Source organism: Streptomyces sp. NBC_00986 (genome assembly GCF_045162565.1).
In the GTDB taxonomy this organism is placed as follows: Bacteria; Actinomycetota; Actinomycetes; order Streptomycetales; family Streptomycetaceae; genus Streptomyces.
Window position 1 is genome coordinate 9,311,865 of the sequence record NZ_CP108733.1, and the last position, 15,415, is coordinate 9,327,279.

Annotated in this window: 11 protein-coding genes and 1 pseudogene; 9 read left to right on the forward strand and 3 right to left on the reverse strand. The window is 70.8% G+C overall.

Going from position 1 to position 15,415, the window contains the following annotated elements:
• Positions 1-6 precede the first annotated feature (6 nt).
• Both OG504_RS41835 and OG504_RS41840 read left to right on the forward strand, forming a co-directional pair.
• Positions 7-1,416, forward strand: a complete 1,410-nt coding sequence (locus OG504_RS41835) for an aldehyde dehydrogenase family protein (protein ID WP_405994440.1) — start codon at positions 7-9, stop codon at positions 1,414-1,416.
• Positions 1,413-2,195 carry a 3-oxoacyl-ACP reductase gene (locus OG504_RS41840; RefSeq protein ID WP_033283766.1) on the forward strand — a complete coding sequence of 261 codons (783 nt, stop codon included), beginning with the start codon at positions 1,413-1,415 and terminating at the stop codon, positions 2,193-2,195. Before OG504_RS41835 ends, OG504_RS41840 begins: the two co-directional genes overlap by 4 nt.
• An 83-nt stretch (positions 2,196-2,278) precedes the next feature.
• Here OG504_RS41840 and OG504_RS41845 read toward each other — a convergent pair whose 3' ends face one another.
• Positions 2,279-3,481 carry an amino acid deaminase/aldolase gene (locus tag OG504_RS41845; protein WP_405994441.1) on the reverse strand — a complete coding sequence of 401 codons (1,203 nt, stop codon included), beginning with the start codon at positions 3,479-3,481 and terminating at the stop codon, positions 2,279-2,281.
• Between the two features lie 4,658 nt (positions 3,482-8,139).
• On the opposite strand from OG504_RS41845, the gene OG504_RS41850 reads away from it, so the two are divergent.
• Entirely contained in the window at positions 8,140-9,018 is an 879-nt protein-coding gene (locus OG504_RS41850) for a hypothetical protein (RefSeq protein WP_405994442.1), read from the forward strand.
• Positions 9,015-10,190 (forward strand): type VII secretion-associated serine protease mycosin, encoded by a 1,176-nt coding sequence (gene mycP, locus OG504_RS41855; RefSeq protein WP_405994443.1) that lies wholly within the window; start codon positions 9,015-9,017, stop codon positions 10,188-10,190. Before OG504_RS41850 ends, mycP begins: the two co-directional genes overlap by 4 nt.
• Positions 10,191-10,254: 64 nt before the next feature.
• Here mycP and OG504_RS41860 read toward each other — a convergent pair whose 3' ends face one another.
• The gene (locus OG504_RS41860; protein ID WP_405994444.1) at positions 10,255-11,250 is read right to left on the reverse strand and encodes a serine hydrolase; all 996 of its coding nucleotides are present in this window, start codon (positions 11,248-11,250) and stop codon (positions 10,255-10,257) included.
• 150 nt (positions 11,251-11,400) lie between these two features.
• Between OG504_RS41860 and OG504_RS41865 the strand changes: the two genes are divergently transcribed.
• Entirely contained in the window at positions 11,401-12,135 is a 735-nt protein-coding gene (locus tag OG504_RS41865; RefSeq protein WP_405994445.1) for an SseB family protein, read from the forward strand.
• A gap of 4 nt (positions 12,136-12,139) precedes the next feature.
• Here OG504_RS41865 and OG504_RS41870 read toward each other — a convergent pair whose 3' ends face one another.
• The gene (locus OG504_RS41870; protein WP_033282172.1) at positions 12,140-12,511 is read right to left on the reverse strand and encodes a DUF1844 domain-containing protein; all 372 of its coding nucleotides are present in this window, start codon (positions 12,509-12,511) and stop codon (positions 12,140-12,142) included.
• A gap of 339 nt (positions 12,512-12,850) precedes the next feature.
• Here OG504_RS41870 and infC point away from each other — a divergent pair.
• The 4 genes and pseudogenes from infC (at position 12,851) to OG504_RS41890 (ending at position 15,382) form a co-directional block, all read left to right on the forward strand.
• Positions 12,851-13,571, forward strand: a pseudogene (gene infC / locus OG504_RS41875) (translation initiation factor IF-3).
• A 107-nt stretch (positions 13,572-13,678) separates the two neighbouring features.
• Positions 13,679-13,873, forward strand: coding sequence for a 50S ribosomal protein L35 (gene rpmI / locus OG504_RS41880; RefSeq protein ID WP_019065473.1), 195 nt, complete (start codon positions 13,679-13,681; stop codon positions 13,871-13,873).
• Positions 13,874-13,975: 102 nt separating this feature from the next.
• Positions 13,976-14,359 carry a 50S ribosomal protein L20 gene (gene rplT, locus OG504_RS41885; protein WP_019066261.1) on the forward strand — a complete coding sequence of 128 codons (384 nt, stop codon included), beginning with the start codon at positions 13,976-13,978 and terminating at the stop codon, positions 14,357-14,359.
• A 174-nt stretch (positions 14,360-14,533) separates the two neighbouring features.
• A complete protein-coding gene (locus OG504_RS41890) occupies positions 14,534-15,382 on the forward strand; it encodes a TrmH family RNA methyltransferase (protein WP_405994446.1) in 849 nt (282 codons plus the stop codon).
• Positions 15,383-15,415: the final 33 nt, after the last annotated feature.

Here is a 15,415-nt window from a genome sequence, read left to right on the forward strand (position 1 = left end):
ACCGCTTTGCCTGCCGAGCACCCGCTGGAAGTACTGAACCCCGCCACCGAGGAGGTCGTCGCCACCGTCCCCGCCGCCACCGCGGCCGACGTGGACGCCGCCGTCGTACGCGCCGCCCGGGCCCAGGCGAAGTGGGCCGCGCTCCCGCCCGCCGACCGGGCCCGGCTGCTCCGCCGCTTCGCTACGGCGGTGGACGAACACCTCGAAGAACTGGCCCAGTTGGAGGTGCGCGAGGCCGGGCACACGGTCGGCAACGCCCGCTGGGAGGCAGGCAACGTCCGTGATCTGCTCGACTACGCGGCCGGGGGAGTGGAGCGGCTGACCGGGCGGCAGATCCCGGTCGCGGGCGGTCTCGACATCACGATCCTCGAACCGCTGGGCGTGGTGGGCGTGATCGCGCCCTGGAACTTCCCGATGCCGATCGCCGCGTGGGGCACCGCCCCGGCGCTCGCGGCGGGCAACGCGGTCATCCTCAAGCCGGCCGAGACGACCCCGCTGACCGCACTCCGGCTGGCCGAACTCGCCCTGGAGGCAGGACTTCCCGAGTTCCTCTTCCAGGTCCTCCCCGGCCACGGCCCGGTCGCGGGCACCGCACTCGTCGAGCACCCGGGCGTCGCGAAGATCGTGTTCACCGGGTCAACCGCCGTAGGCAAACAGGTGTTGGCGAAGGGCTCGGCGCTCCTCAAGCGCGTCACCCTCGAACTCGGCGGCAAGAGCCCCAACATCGTCTTCGCCGACGCGGACATCGAGGCCGCGGCCGCTGCCGCCCCCATGTCCTTCCTGGACAACTCCGGCCAGGACTGCTGCGCCCGCACCCGCATCCTGGTCCAACGCAGCGTCTACGACCGGTTCCTGGACCTCCTGACCCCCGCGATCGAGGCGGTGACGGTCGGCGACCCGGCCGACGAGAAGACGGACATGGGTCCGCTGATCTCCAAGGTCCAGCTGGAGCGCGTCCGTTCGTACGTCACGGACGACCTCGGTGGTATTCGCGGCACGGCGCCCGAGGGGCCCGGCTTCTGGTTCCCGCCGACGGTGGTGACCGGCGTCGATCCGCACGCGCGCGTGGCCGTCGAGGAGGTCTTCGGGCCCGTGGCCGTAGTGCTCCCCTTCGAGGACGAGGCGGAGGCGATCGGCCTGGCCAACGCCACCGACTACGGCCTCTCCGGTTCCATCTGGACCCGGGACGTCGGCCGCGCCCTGCGCGTCTCGCAGGCCGTGCGGGCGGGCAACCTGTCCGTCAACTCCCATTCCAGCGTCCGCTATTGGACCCCGTTCGGCGGCTTCAAGCAGTCGGGGATCGGCCGCGAACTGGGCCCGGACGCGCTCGCCGCCTTCACCGAAACCAAGAACGTCTTCATCAGCAACGTCTCCACCAGCAGCGTCTCGACCAGCACGGAGGGCCCCGCACAGTGACCTCAGAGATTGTTTGCCGGCGTCTCGTCGGCCGTACCGCCGTCATCACCGGAGCCGGCAGCGGCATCGGCCTCGCCACCGCGCGCCGGTTCGCCTCCGAGGGCGCCAATGTCGTCTGCGGCGACATCGACGAGACCCATGGCAAGGCGGCGGCCGACGAGGTCGGTGGGCTGTTCGTGAAGGTCGACGTCACCGACCCCGAACAGGTCGAGGCGCTCTTCAAGACGGCCTTCGACACCTACGGCAGCGTCGACATCGCCTTCAACAACGCGGGCATCTCACCGCCGGACGACGACTCCATCCTGGACACGGGCCTTGAGGCCTGGAAGCGCGTCCAGGACGTCAACCTCACGTCCGTGTACCTGTGTTGCAAAGCCGCGATCCCGTACATGCGGCGCCAGGGCAAGGGTTCCATCATCAACACGGCGTCGTTCGTGGCGAGGATGGGCGCGGCCACGTCCCAGATCTCGTACACGGCCTCCAAGGGCGGTGTCCTCGCCATGTCCCGTGAACTGGGCGTGCAGTTCGCCCGCGAGGGCATCCGTGTCAACGCGCTGTGCCCGGGACCGGTCAACACCCCGCTCCTGCAAGAGCTGTTCGCGAAGGACCCCGAGCGGGCCGCGCGTCGTCTGGTGCACATCCCGGTCGGCCGTTTCGCGGAGGCGACCGAGATCGCCGCCGCCGTCGCGTTCCTGGCGAGTGACGACTCTTCGTTCGTCAACGCGGCCGACTTCCTTGTGGACGGCGGGATTTCGGGGGCGTACGTCACGCCGATGTGAGGTCGGCCGGTCAGCACGCAGCGACGGCCCGGAAGAACTTCCGGGCCGTCGTGCGTTTCTGTCGATCCGTCAGAGGTCAGAGGTCAGAGGAACGTCATGCCTTCGCCGCGATAGGTGGGCACCGTGGCGGTCACCGCGTCGCCCTCGATCAGGTGCAACACGTCGAAACGCTCGCACAGTTCACCGGCCTTGGCATGGCGGAACCACACCTTGTCGCCGATGAGGAGATCGTCGGCGGGGGAGCCCAGCAGCGGCGTCTGCACCTCGCCGGGCCCTTCCTGGGGGTCGTAGCGCAGGCCCTCCGGGAGGTACGGCACCGGGAGCCGGTCGGGACCGGCGGCGCCCGAGGCGGGGTAGCCGCCGCCGAGGACGGTGACGACGCCGACGCCCGGGCGTCGTACGACGGGCATGGCGAAGAGCGCGGACGGACGGCCGTGGAACGACGTGTAGTTGTCGAAGAGGCGCGGCACGTACAGCCCGGAACCGGCCGCGATCTCGGTCACCGCGTCCTCGGCGGCGGTGTGCTGGACACTGCCGGTGCCGCCGCCGTTGACGAACTCCAGGTCGGGCACGACTGCCCTGACCGCGCGCACCACTTCGGCGCGCCGCTCGGCGAGTTCGCGCTTGGCGGTGGCCTGCATCAGCCGGATCGCGCGGGAGCGGAACGGCCGCCCGGCGACGGAGTCACCGACGCCGGCGATGTGACCTTCGTAGGCCATGATCCCGACGACCTTGAAGCCGGGGCGGCGGGACACCGTCCTTGCGATGTCGGCGAGTTGGGCGGGGGTGCGGAGGGGGGAGCGGAGCGCGCCGACGCGGATGCGGCCGCCGAGCATCCGCAGTGAGGTGTCCAACTCCAGGCAGACACGGATGACTTCGGTGCCGCCGTCGCGGGAGTCGTCGATGAGTTTGAGCTGGGCCGGGTCGTCGATCATCACGGTGACGGCGGCGGCGAGCTTGGGGTCGTTGGCGAGTTCGCCGAAGGCGGCGTGGTCGGCGGAGGGGTAGGCGAGGAGGACGTCCTCGAACCCGGAGCGGGCGAGCCACAGTGACTCGGCGAGGGTGAAGGACATCAGGCCCGCGAAGCCGTCCCTGGCCAGGACGCGTTCGAGGAGCGCTCGACAGCGGACGGACTTGCTCGCGACGCGGACCGGCTTGCCGCCGGCCCGGCGGACGAGGTCGTCCGCGTTGGCATCGAAGGCGTCCAGGTCGACGATCGCGAGAGGGGCGTCGAGGTGGGCGGTGGCCCGGTCGTAACGGGCCCGGTCGGCGGCGCGCGCAGTCATGAACGCAGCCTGCCAGACAGGATTACCGCAGGGTAGGGGGACGTTCCGGGCAGATGCCCCGGGGGCGTGGACTGGTTCCCGTTCGAGCGGGGTCAACCCGTAGAGTGACGCGCACGCACGGAGGAAACGCCGCCGGTCGTTCGACCGCGCCCGGGATGGCGGTCCGCCGCTGCGGGTATGCGTGCCCGGGACGACTTTGTCTTCGTGACTTTGTTTTTCTGTCGTGCCGGGTGAGAGCGGGGTGGACGCCGGTCCGTATACGAGCACGGGCGGGAGTACACCGGCCCGCGTACGGACAAAGGGCAGGCGTACATCGGCCCGCATGCGAGCAAACGGTGGCCCGGGTACGAGGAAACGGGGGGTGCATGAGCACGGAAGCGCGACGCGCCCCCGGACCGGCGGGTTCGACGCCGCCGCACCGGCCGCCGGGCTCGATGGGTTCGACGGGCTCAGTGAATCCCGTGCACCCGGCGAGCGGAACGAACGGGACGAGCGGGACGAATTCGGGGAACGTGACGGACTCGGCGGGGTGGCCGACGGCCGACGAGGCAACGGGCGAGGACTTGGACCGACCGCATTCTGGTTCTGTGGGGGATTCGGGGACGGCGGGGGCGAGGGGGACTTCGGGGGCTTCCGGAATGTCGGGGGCGTCCGGGTCGCCGGGGGTGGCTGCGTCAGGGGCCACCTCGGGTTCCGCTCCGGGTTCCGCTCCGGGTTCCGCTCCGGGTTCCGCTCCGGGTTCCGCTCCGGGTTCCGCTCCGGGTTCCGCTCCGGGTTCCGTTCCGGGGTCGGCTTCGGGTTCCGCTTCGGCTCCGGGCTCGGGTTCCGTTCCGGGTTCAGCGTTGGGTTCTGCTCCGGGCTCGGGCTCTGTTTCTGGTCCGGTTTCGGGGGCCGCTTGGGGGCCGGTCCCGGGTTCCGGTTCGGGTCCGGGCTCGGGGGTGACTCCGGGTTCCGCTTCTAGGGGTGGGCAGGGGATGCCGGGTGGGCCGAACAGGCCTGGTGCGTCGAGTACTTCGAGTGCGTGGGACGCGTGGAGTGCGCCAGGGATGCCGGGTGCGTCGACGAACGGTGGGTCGTCGGACCGGCGGCCTGCCTCGGGCGCCCACGCGAGGGGACGCCGGGCGACGGGGGATACGCCGCGACCGGGCGATGGCACGGCTACGGGTGTGTCGGGGTCGGGTAACTCGGGGGCTTCTGGGGCTGCGGGAGTTTCGCGGACCGGGCGAGAGCCGTTCGCGCGGGGTTCCGGTGCGGCTTCGGCGGGGAGTGGCAACGCGGGCTCGGGTGACGGGTCCAGTACGGGGTGGTGGGACCGCGGCAACGCCAGGCGTACGGCACCGCAGGACGGTGGGGTCGACGCCGGGACGGTGTTCCGGGGGAACGGTTTCGATGCGCGAACTGGGGTTCCGGGCAACGGGTTTGATGCCGGCTCGGTGTCTTCGGGTACCGGTTCTGGTGGGCGTGGCGGGTCTTCGAGTACCGGCTTTGACGCGCGTACCGGGTCTTCGAGCACCGGTTCTGACGTAGGTACCGGGTCTTCGACTACCGGTCTTGATGCGCGTACCGGGTCTTCGGCCGACGGTTTTGATGCCCGTGGGGTGTCGGCCGGCTCCGGTCCTGATGCCCGCGTGGACTATCCGGGCACTGGTCCTGATGGCCGCGCGGGCTTTCCGAGCAACGGTCCTGATGCCCGGGCGGACTTTTCGAGCAACGGTGCTGATCCTCGTCCCGTGTCTCGGAACAACGGTTCCGATGGCCGTGACGGGTCGGGTTCCGCACCGGTCGCCTCTGACGGGCGGCCGCGTTTTCCCGGCCTTCGGCCTTTCTCACCCCGCGTCATGGACTCCGTGAGCCCACCCCCTCCGCCGGCTTCGGCACGCTTCCCGGACACCCCGCCCGCGCCTGGCGACGAGGTGCTCCGCGCGAACGCCGATGGAGCCATGCGGGGAGCTGTTCCACCCCGGCCGCCTCACCGCCCTACGGCGGCCGGTGGTAACGAGGCGCTGTGGGAACCCAGTTCGGAGCCGGTCACCCCTTTCCGCCAGACCCCGCCATCCGGCACGGGCAACCCGCCGCGCCCTGCGGGCGAGGGCCCGCGCCCGTCGTCGTCCGATTGGCTTCGCCAGGATGCGACCGGGTCGGCGACACCTCCCGGCTCCGTTGGTTCGCAGCGCTCTGTGGGTGAGGCTCCTGGCGAGGCGTTCGACTGGTCGCGTCAGGAGTCGGCTGGTTCGGGGATGCCTTCTTCTGTTCCGGGTGTTCCGCCGGGTGCTGCGGGTGAGGGCCCTGGTGGGTCGTCCGATCGGCTTGGCCATGTCTCCGGGCGTCCGGTAGCGCCTCCTGGTTCCGCTGGTCCGTTGCGTCCTGTGGGTGAGGTTCCGGGTGAGGCGTTCGACTGGTCGGGTCAGGTTTCGGCTGGTTCGGGGATGCCTTCTTCTGTTCCGGGTGTTCCGCCGGGTGCTGCGGGTGAGGGCCCTGGTGGGTCGTCCGATCGGCTTGGCCATGTCTCCGGGCGTCCGGTAGCGCCTCCTGGTTCCGCTGGTCCGTTGCGTCCTGTGGGTGAGGTTCCGGGTGAGGCGTTCGACTGGTCGGGTCAGGTTTCGGCTGGTTCGGGGATGCCGCCTGCCCCGGGTGTCCCGCCGCGTGCTGCGGGTGAGGGCCCTGGTCAGTCGTCCGACCGGCTTCGCCATGCCCCAGGGCGTCCGGTAGCGCCTCCCGGCTCAGCCACTCCGCCCGGTCCGGCGGGCGAGGCTCCGCTTCAAGCGTCCGATCCGCTCGGCCAGGACCCTGCTCGCCAGGAAACGCCTCCCGGCCAGGCGACTTCGCCGCACCCCGAGGACGAGGCGCCGCGTCAGTCGAATGACCCGCAGCACTATGTCCCCGGACGCCCGGGGACATCTACCGGCCCCGCTGCCTCGTCCGGTTCGGCGACCGGGACTCCGCGTGACTCGTCCGACTCTCAGCGGTACATCCCGACCCGTCCGGGGACATCCGCCGACTCGGGCAACCCGCCGCGCCCTGCGAGCGGGGCCCCGCGTTCGGCATTCGACCGGCCTCGTCAGGATTCGGCTCGTTCGGCAACGCAGCCTGGCCCGATCACTCCGCCGCGCCCTGAGCCCGAGCCTCCGCGACAGTCGTCCGACCGGCAGCGCCATGTCCCGACCAGCCCGGGAGCCTCTGCCGGTCCCACCACCCCGCCTGGTTCGGCGGCCGAGGTTCCACCCCAGTTGTCCGACCGGTCGGACAGGAACTCTCCTCGTTCGGCAACGGCTTCAGCTCCGGGTACTCCGCCGCGCCCCGAGGTCGAGCCCTCGCGTCAGTCGTCCGACCGGCAGGGCTATGTCCCGACCCGTCCGGGAACGTCTGCCGGCTCCAGCACCCCGCCCGGTTCAGGGGCCGAGGTTCCGCCCCAGCCGTCCGACCGGCCTCGTCAGGATTCGGCACGCCAGGAAACGCCTCCTGGCCCGGTCACTCCGCCGCGTCCCGAGGGCGAGCCTCCGCGTCAGTCGTCCGACCGGCAGCGGTATGTCCCCACGCGCCCGGGAACATCTGCCGGTTCCACCACCCCGCCGCGCCCGTCAACCGAGCCCTCGCCCCAGCAGTCCGACCGGCTTCGCCAGGACTCGAACCGCACGGCGACGCCTCCCGGCTCCGCCGTTACCTCGCCGCGCCCGTCAACCGAGCCCTCGCCCCAGCAGTCCGACCGGCTTCGCCAGGACTCGAACCGCACGGCGACGCCTCCCGGCCCCGCCGTTACCTCGCCGCGCCCGTCAACCGAGCCCTCGCCCCAGCAGTCCGACCGGCTTCGCCAGGACTCGAACCGCACGGCGACGCCTCCCGGCCCCGCCGCCACCCCGCCCCGCCCGACAACCGAGCCCTCGCCCCAGGGATCCGACCGGCGCAGCCCCACCCCCACTCGCCCACAAGCTCCCCCCGCCGGCCCCGCCCCCGAGCCCGCCTCGGGCACCACGGATCGGGTCCGGCCGGAAACCCCTTGGCGAGGCGAGTCGTTCACGGATCCCACCCGCGGCGCGCCCAGCCGTGGTGCGTGGTCGCCGACCGGTGGCAACGCGCCCTACCCCTCCGACACTCACCCCGCTGCGCCCTACGCCTCGGGCCCACGCCCAGCCGACGCCCACCCCGTCGGCCCCGGCGCCTCCGCGTCCGCCGCGCAGAGCTCCACCGTCGACGACACAGCCCGCCGGTCACCGGCCGCCCCCGGTAAGCCAGTTGGGCCTCCCGCAGACGACACCGACGCCCGTGCCTGGTCAGCAGCCGCTCCCAACACGCCGGTCGGGCCCGCTGTCGATGACACGCGTGCCTGGTCAACGGCCTCCCCCGGTAAGCCGGTTGATCCCTCCGTAGACGACGCCGATGCCCGGGCTTGGTCACCGGCCGCTCTCAGTACCCCCGCCAGGCCTGCCGACGACGCCCCCCGTGCATGGTCAACGTCCGCCCCCAGCAAGCCGGTCGGGCCCGCCCCCGACGACACCGACACCGAAACCCGAACCTGGCCGACTACCGCCCCCAGCAACCAAGTCGAGCCCACCCCCGCCTGGACCCCCGCACCACCCGGCACCCCCACCCGCCCCGCCTCCGAAATGCCCCGCCCCGCCCCCAACTCCAGCCCGGACCCCGCCTTTTCCTGGAGCTCGTCCGTGAATCCCGGCGAGGGGCGGCCCGTTGTGTCGTTCGGGGAGCCCGAGGGGTACGACGAGCGGGTGCGGGCGCGGCCGTTGGGGGCGCGGATACGATCGCGTACCGCCGCTGTCGGCGTCTGTGTCGTGCTGGGCCTCGGGCTCATCGGCGGTGCGGTGACCGGGAGTTGGCTCACGGGGGATGACGGAGTGGACAGCGGCGCCACCTCCTTCGCCGCCGCCGGGCAACTGTGGCACAGCGTGCCCGTCGACCAGCTGTTTCCGCCCACCGTGGCAGGGCAGGGGGCCGGGCCCGGCGGCGCCGACCGTACCTGGACGCGGATCGCCGTCGCCCCGGACACCGGGTGTGCCAACGCCTTCGACCCGTTGCTGCGCGACGTACTCGCTCCCGTCGGCTGCCAGCGGCTCCTGCGGGCCACCTACACCGACGCCACCCAGAGCTACGTCACCACCGTCGGCATCCTCTTCACCAAGGCCGACCTCACCGCGATGACCGCCCTCTCCACCCGGTTCAAGAAAGAGAACCTCGGCAACCGCGCCGACCTCATGCCCCGCCCGTACGCCGCCAAGGGCACCCTCGCCGCCGCCTTCGGCGACAAACAGCGGGCCTCGTGGACCGTCTCCGTGCTCACCGACGCCCCCGTCGTCGTCTACGCCGTCTCCGGCTGGGCGGACGGCCGTACGGTCGACGCACCCGAGCCCGCCGACGAAGCCGTCACGTCCGGTGGCACCGAAGCGCCCGCCCAGGCCGGTCTCGGCAACGAGGCGCAGGGGCTCGCCGACCGCGTCGAGCGGAGCCTGCGCAAGACCGTCGACTCACCCTCGGCGACATCGAAGACCTCAGGGGTCTCAGAGAGCTCGGAGAAGAAGACCTCATGAGCGTCACCGTCCGCCGGGCCGGTCTGCTGAGCGCCCTCCTGGCCGCCTCCCTCGCCCTCGTCCCGTCCACCGTCGCGCACGCCGACGGCATACGCGCCCAGGAATGGGCCCTGGACGCCATGCACACCCAGGAGGCCTGGCAGACCACCAAGGGCAAGGGCATCACCGTCGCCGTCCTGGACACCGGCGTCGAGGCCGACCACCCCGACCTCGCCGGCAACGTCCTCGCCGGCAAGGACATGGTCGGTTTCGGGGCCAAGCCGGGCGACCGCGCCTGGGCCCGGCACGGCACCGCCATGGCCGGGATCATCGCCGGCCACGGACACGGCCCCGGCGACACCGACGGCGTCATCGGCATCGCCCCCCAGGCCAAGATCCTCCCCGTCCGCGTGATCCTTGAGGACGGCGACTCGGCCCGCGGCAAGGCCCGTACCACCCGGGGCAACGCCCTTGCGGACGGCATCCGTTGGGCCGCCGACCACGGCGCCGACGTCATCAACCTCTCCCTCGGCGACGACTCCGCCTCCGCGCACCCCGAGCCCGCCGAGGACGAGGCCGTGCAGTACGCCCTGAAGAAGGGCGTCGCCGTCGTCGCCTCGGCAGGCAACGGCGGCGAGAAGGGCGACCACGTCTCCTACCCGGCCGCCTACCCGGGCGTCATCGCCGCGACCGCCGTGGACCGCTTCGGCACCCGCGCCTCCTTCTCCACCCGCCGCTGGTACGCCACGGTCAGCGCCCCCGGCGTCAACGTCGTCATCGCCGACCCCGACCACAAGTACTACGAGGGGTGGGGGACCAGCGCCGCATCCGCCTTTGTCTCAGGGGCCGTTGCGCTCATCAAGGCGGCCCACCCGGGGCTCACCCCGGCCCAGATCAAGAAGCTCCTCGAGGACACCGCGCGCAACCCCCCGGCCGGCGGCCGCGACGACTCCCGCGGCTACGGCTTCATCGACCCCGCCGCCGCCATCAAGGCCGCGGCCGGCCTCAAGCCCACCGGCCTGCGCTCCGCCGCCTACGGCAAGAAGTACTTCGGCTCGGGACCGGACGCCGCCAAGACCGACAGCAGTACGTCCGACTGGGCGGGCCCCCTCGCGGGCAGCGTCGGCGGAGTCCTCCTCGTCGCCGCGGTCGTCCTGTGGCGCGGCCGACGCCGACGGCCCGAGGCCTTCTGAACACGGCGGTGAACAGGGGGAGTCGGCCGGAGAGAGCCGCACCCCCGGACCGGGCGAGCGGTCGTCAGTCCGTCGCGGACGCCGAAGCCGCCGTAGACGAACCGCTGTTCTCGCCGAACGCCGCTACCCCCGCCTTCGCCGCCGCCTCTATCAGCGTGATGCCCTTGGTCTGGGTCGTGCTGCCCTTCGACAGCACGGCGACCAGGTACGTGTCGCCGTCCGCGCCGGTCACCCGGCCGATGCTGTTGACGTCCCACAGGCCGGTCGTGCTGCGCGCCAACCAGCCGTTCTTCAGCGCCCACTTGGAGCCGTCGGCCGCGGCCGACACCCCCCACTGCTGGTCGGCCTCTATTTCCTTCATCAGACCCTGGATGTACGACTGCGACGCCGCGCTCAGCTTCGAGTCGTCCCCGAACACCTGCTGGAGCAGGGTGAGTTGGTCGGCGGCCGTGGTCTGGGTCAGGCCCCAGAGCGGGCCCGCGCCACCCGTGGTGCCCGTCAGTCCGAACGTCTTGTTCGCCGTGTCGAGCCCGTCCGCCGTGCCGATGACGTTCCACAGCGCGGTCGCGGAGTCGTTGTCGCTGTTCCGGATCATCGTGGTGGCGTACGACTTCTCCGTCGCGGTCAGCTGGCGGCCCGAGTCCTGTGCCTGGAGCAGCAGGGTCGCCAGGATGTCGACCTTGACGATGCTCGCCGTGTCGAAGGCCGCGCTGCCGTACGTGGCGCTCTCGCCGGAGGTCAGGTCGAGGACCGCGACCGATACCTTCTGGTCGCCGACCGGAGTCACCGACTTCATGGCCTTCGCCAGCAGCGCGTCGTAGTCCACCGTCGGCTGCGTCACAGGTTCCACCGTCGCCTCCCCGCTGCCCGACGCCGACGCGGAGGCCGACGGCGCCGCCGAAGACGATACGGCGCCGGAGTGAGCGTGTGCCTTCACGTACACGGTTCCCCCCGCCGTAACGCCCACGACGGCCACGGCGGCGAGGGCGATGTAAGGGAGCGGACGGCGTCGGGAGGGACGCGCGCGGTGGTTTCGGCGGGCGGCTCTGGAAGACTCCATGCCCGCGATCGTGGTGGCGGCGACTGTGCGACACGTGAGATGAAAGTTAGATGTCTGTCAACTGTGTCTGAGAAACGTGTGAAAGCTGTGTCCTCCGGGTTTCAGGACCCGCACAAGCCCTGCAGCATCCCCCCGATAGGGTCGGTCACCGTGGCGAACAAGAACATTCCCGACTCCGGCTACTCCGACGACGACGGCTCCGCCGACCCCGCGCTGAGCGCGGCACTCGCCGCCTGGGCCGGGGACCGCACCGCCGTGGGGCCCGTCCTGGAGGCACTCAAGGGCGCCCGGCTGCTCGTGCCCGTAGTGGCCGTCCTCGGCGAGGTCGAGGAGGACGAGAACGGGCTGCGCCGCGAGAAGACCAGTGACATGGCCGTGCCCACGCTGAAGGCCGGCGGCCGGACCGCGCTGCCCGCCTTCACCTCCACCGACTCGCTGGCCCGCTGGGACCCGGCGGCGCGGCCTGTGGCCGTACCCCTGCACCAGGCCCTGCAGGCCGCCGTGCACGAGAAGGCGGACACGATCGTGCTGGACCTGGCCGGGCCCGTGCCGTACGAACTGAGCGGGTCCGCGCTGCTCGCGGTGGCGGAGGGGCGCACGACCGCCGATCCGCTCAGCGACCCGGCCGTGGTGGAGGCGGTACGGACCGCGGTCGCCGCCGAGCCCGCCGTACTCCGTGCGCACCTCGGCCCTGGTCAGGCCGACGGCACCCTCGCGCTCGTGCTCGACCCGGCCGCGCCCGCCGCCGAGGCCGCCCGCGCGGTGGCCCGGCGCCTCGCCGACGACGAGACGCTGAGGGCCCGCCTGGTGCGCGGCCTCGACCTGGCACTGCTGCCGGCCGGGGCGACGCCTCCGGGCGAGCCCTTGTACGTACGTAAGGGGTGAGCTGCTAGCCGTAGATCGGGCCCGTGTACTTCTCGCCCGGGCCCTGGCCCGGCTCGTCGCGGACGAGGGACGCCTCGCGGAAGGCGAGCTGGAGGGACTTCAGGCCGTCGCGCAGCGGGGCCGCGTGGAACGAGCTGATCTCGGTCGCGCTCGCGTCGAGGAGGCCGGCCAGGGCGGTGACCAGTTTGCGGGCCTCGTCCAGGTCCTTGTACTTGTCGCCCTCCTCGGTCAGACCCAGCTTCACGGCGGCGGCGCTCATCAGGTTCACGGCGACCGTCACGATCACCTCGACCGCCGGGACCTCCGCGATGTCGCGGGCCATGGCGTCGAAGTCGGGGGCGTCAACATTGGGGGACTCGGGAGGCGTGTCACTCATGCCCCACACGATAGGGCCCGGTGTACGGCGGTTCGCACCACCCCCGGGGAGCTGCTAACCTTGTGTGATGACCGGCCAGGCACTGTGGTGCCCGGCCAACAAGTGGAGGCTCCGATCTCCCACCTGACTGTCCTCACGGACGGCGGGTCACCCCGGTCAGGCGGTCACCATCGTTCCGTACGGACGATGGAGTCGCCCGAAAGCGCGCCCCGCGATCATCGCGGCGGTGCTCCGGCAGTGTTTTGGAGCCCCGTCTTGTGATCGTCCGGGGCATTTTTTGTGTTCCGGCGCGGTTAGGTCTGTCTACCAAAGACAAACGCGGCCGTCCGCCAGATGGCCGTGTGGTGCTAACCGAGGAGGATCCATCAGCACCGAGCCCCGTATCAACGACCGGATTCGCGTTCCCGAAGTGCGACTTGTCGGTCCGAGCGGCGAGCAGGTCGGAATTGTTCCGCTTGCCAAGGCCCTTGAGCTTGCGCAGGAGTACGACCTGGACCTGGTCGAGGTTGCGGCGAGTGCACGTCCGCCGGTCTGCAAGCTCATGGACTACGGGAAGTTCAAGTACGAGTCGGCCATGAAGGCCCGTGAGGCGCGCAAGAACCAGGCGCACACGGTCATCAAGGAGATGAAGCTCCGGCCGAAGATCGACCCGCACGACTATGACACCAAGAAGGGTCACGTCGTCCGGTTCCTGAAGCAGGGCGACAAGGTCAAGATCACGATCATGTTCCGTGGTCGCGAGCAGTCCCGGCCGGAGCTCGGCTACCGACTGCTGCAGCGTCTCGCGGAGGACGTGGCCGACCTCGGGTTCGTCGAGTCGAACCCGAAGCAGGACGGCCGAAACATGATCATGGTTCTCGGCCCGCACAAGAAGAAGACCGAGGCGATGGCCGAGGCCCGTGAGGCCCAGGCCGCCCGCAAGGCGGAAGCGAAGGCCAACCCCGGCAAGTCGCAGAACGCCGCGGAGTCCGAGTTCGACGACGAGAACCTCGCCGACGAGGACACCGTCGACGAGGTCGAGACCGTCGAGGCCCCGGCCGAGGCTCGCGCCGACGCCTGATCCCCGGACGCCAGTCCAGGGAAGTAACCGATACAAGAGCGACGCTCCACCTGTGCCCGGTTTCACGACCGGGCACCGGAGCGCCACCGACGAGGAGATACGGCGCTATGCCGAAGAACAAGTCGCACAGCGGTGCCAGCAAGCGCTTCAAGATCACCGGCTCCGGCAAGGTGCTCCGCGAGCGTGCCGGCAAGCGCCACCTGCTCGAGCACAAGTCGTCCCGTGTGACGCGTCGCCTCACCGGCAACGCCGAGATGGCCCCGGGCGACGCCAAGAAGATCAAGAAGCTTCTCGGCAAGTGACGTACGCGGCGCTCCGGTTGAGCGCCGTACGTCTGGACCGGGACCCCATCGATTCCGGGCCGTGTGAGTCCAACCACGGCCCCGCTACAAGGAGTTAAACAAGTGGCACGCGTCAAGCGGGCAGTCAACGCCCACAAGAAGCGCCGGGCGATCCTCGAAGCCGCCTCCGGCTACCGCGGTCAGCGTTCGCGCCTGTACCGCAAGGCCAAGGAGCAGGTCACCCACTCGCTGGTCTACAACTACAACGACCGCAAGAAGCGCAAGGGCGACTTCCGTCGGCTGTGGATCCAGCGCATCAACGCTGCTGCCCGCGCCAACGGCATCACGTACAACCGCTTCATCCAGGGTCTGAACGCGGCGAACATCGAGGTCGACCGCAAGATCCTCGCGGAGCTGGCTGTCAACGACGCCGGTGCGTTTGCTGCGCTGGTCGAGGTTGCGCAGAAGGCTCTGCCGAGCGACGTCAACGCGCCCAAGGCCGCGTGACGCTGCGCTGGCTTGAGCGGTGACTTGAAGGGCCCGCAGGTTTTTGCCTGCGGGCCCTTTGTTGCTGGGGCGGCCCTGGTTCGTTGTCGGGTGCGGGTCGTATGTGGCTGGTCGCGCAGTTCCCCGCGCCCCTAAAAAAACACGGTCGGCCTGAGATTGAAGGTGAAGCGGAGTATGTCCCCGAACGGTCCCGAACTCGTCTCTCCCCGTTCCTCTCGTGTGGTCGCCGCCCGGCGACTCGCGAAGCGGAACTTCCGGGGGAAAGAGCGGCTGTTTCTTGCCGAGGGGCCGCAGGCCGTGCGGGAGGCTGCCGGGTACAAAGACACGCTCGTTGAGTTGTTCGCGACCGTTGAAGCCGCTGAGCGGTACGCCGATATCGTCGGCGAGGCCCGTGATGCCGGTGCGCGCGTGCATCTTGCCGATGAGCAGGTCATCGCCGATATCTCGACCACTGTCACGCCGCAGGGGCTGGTCGGGGTTTGCCGGTTTCTCGACACTCCGTTCGAGGAGATCCTCAAGGCGCGGCCCAAGCTCGTTGCCGTGCTTGCCAATGTGCGCGACCCCGGGAACGCCGGCACCGTTCTGCGGTGTGCTGACGCCGCCGGGGCCGAGGCTGTCGTACTGACCGATGCTTCTGTCGATCTCTACAACCCGAAGGCCGTACGGGCCTCCGTGGGTTCGCTCTTCCATCTGCCTGTCGCCGTCGGGGTGCCCGTTGAGCAGGCCGTGGCCGGGCTCAAGGGGATCGGGGTGCGGATTCTCGCCGCTGATGGGGCCGGGACCGACGACCTCGACGACGAACTGGACCAGGGGACCATGGGCGGGCCCACCGCCTGGGTTTTCGGGAACGAGGCGTGGGGGCTTCCGGAGGAGACGCGGGCGCTCGCGGACGCCGTTGTGCGGGTTCCGATCCACGGGAAGGCCGAGAGCCTGAACCTCGCCACCGCCGCCGCCGTATGTCTGTATGCGTCGGCGCGTGCACAGCGCGCCTCCGGAGGGTGCCGCTCTGTCACCGGCAGCTAGTAGGGTGACCAGCTCGGGGGCCACCTGCGCCGT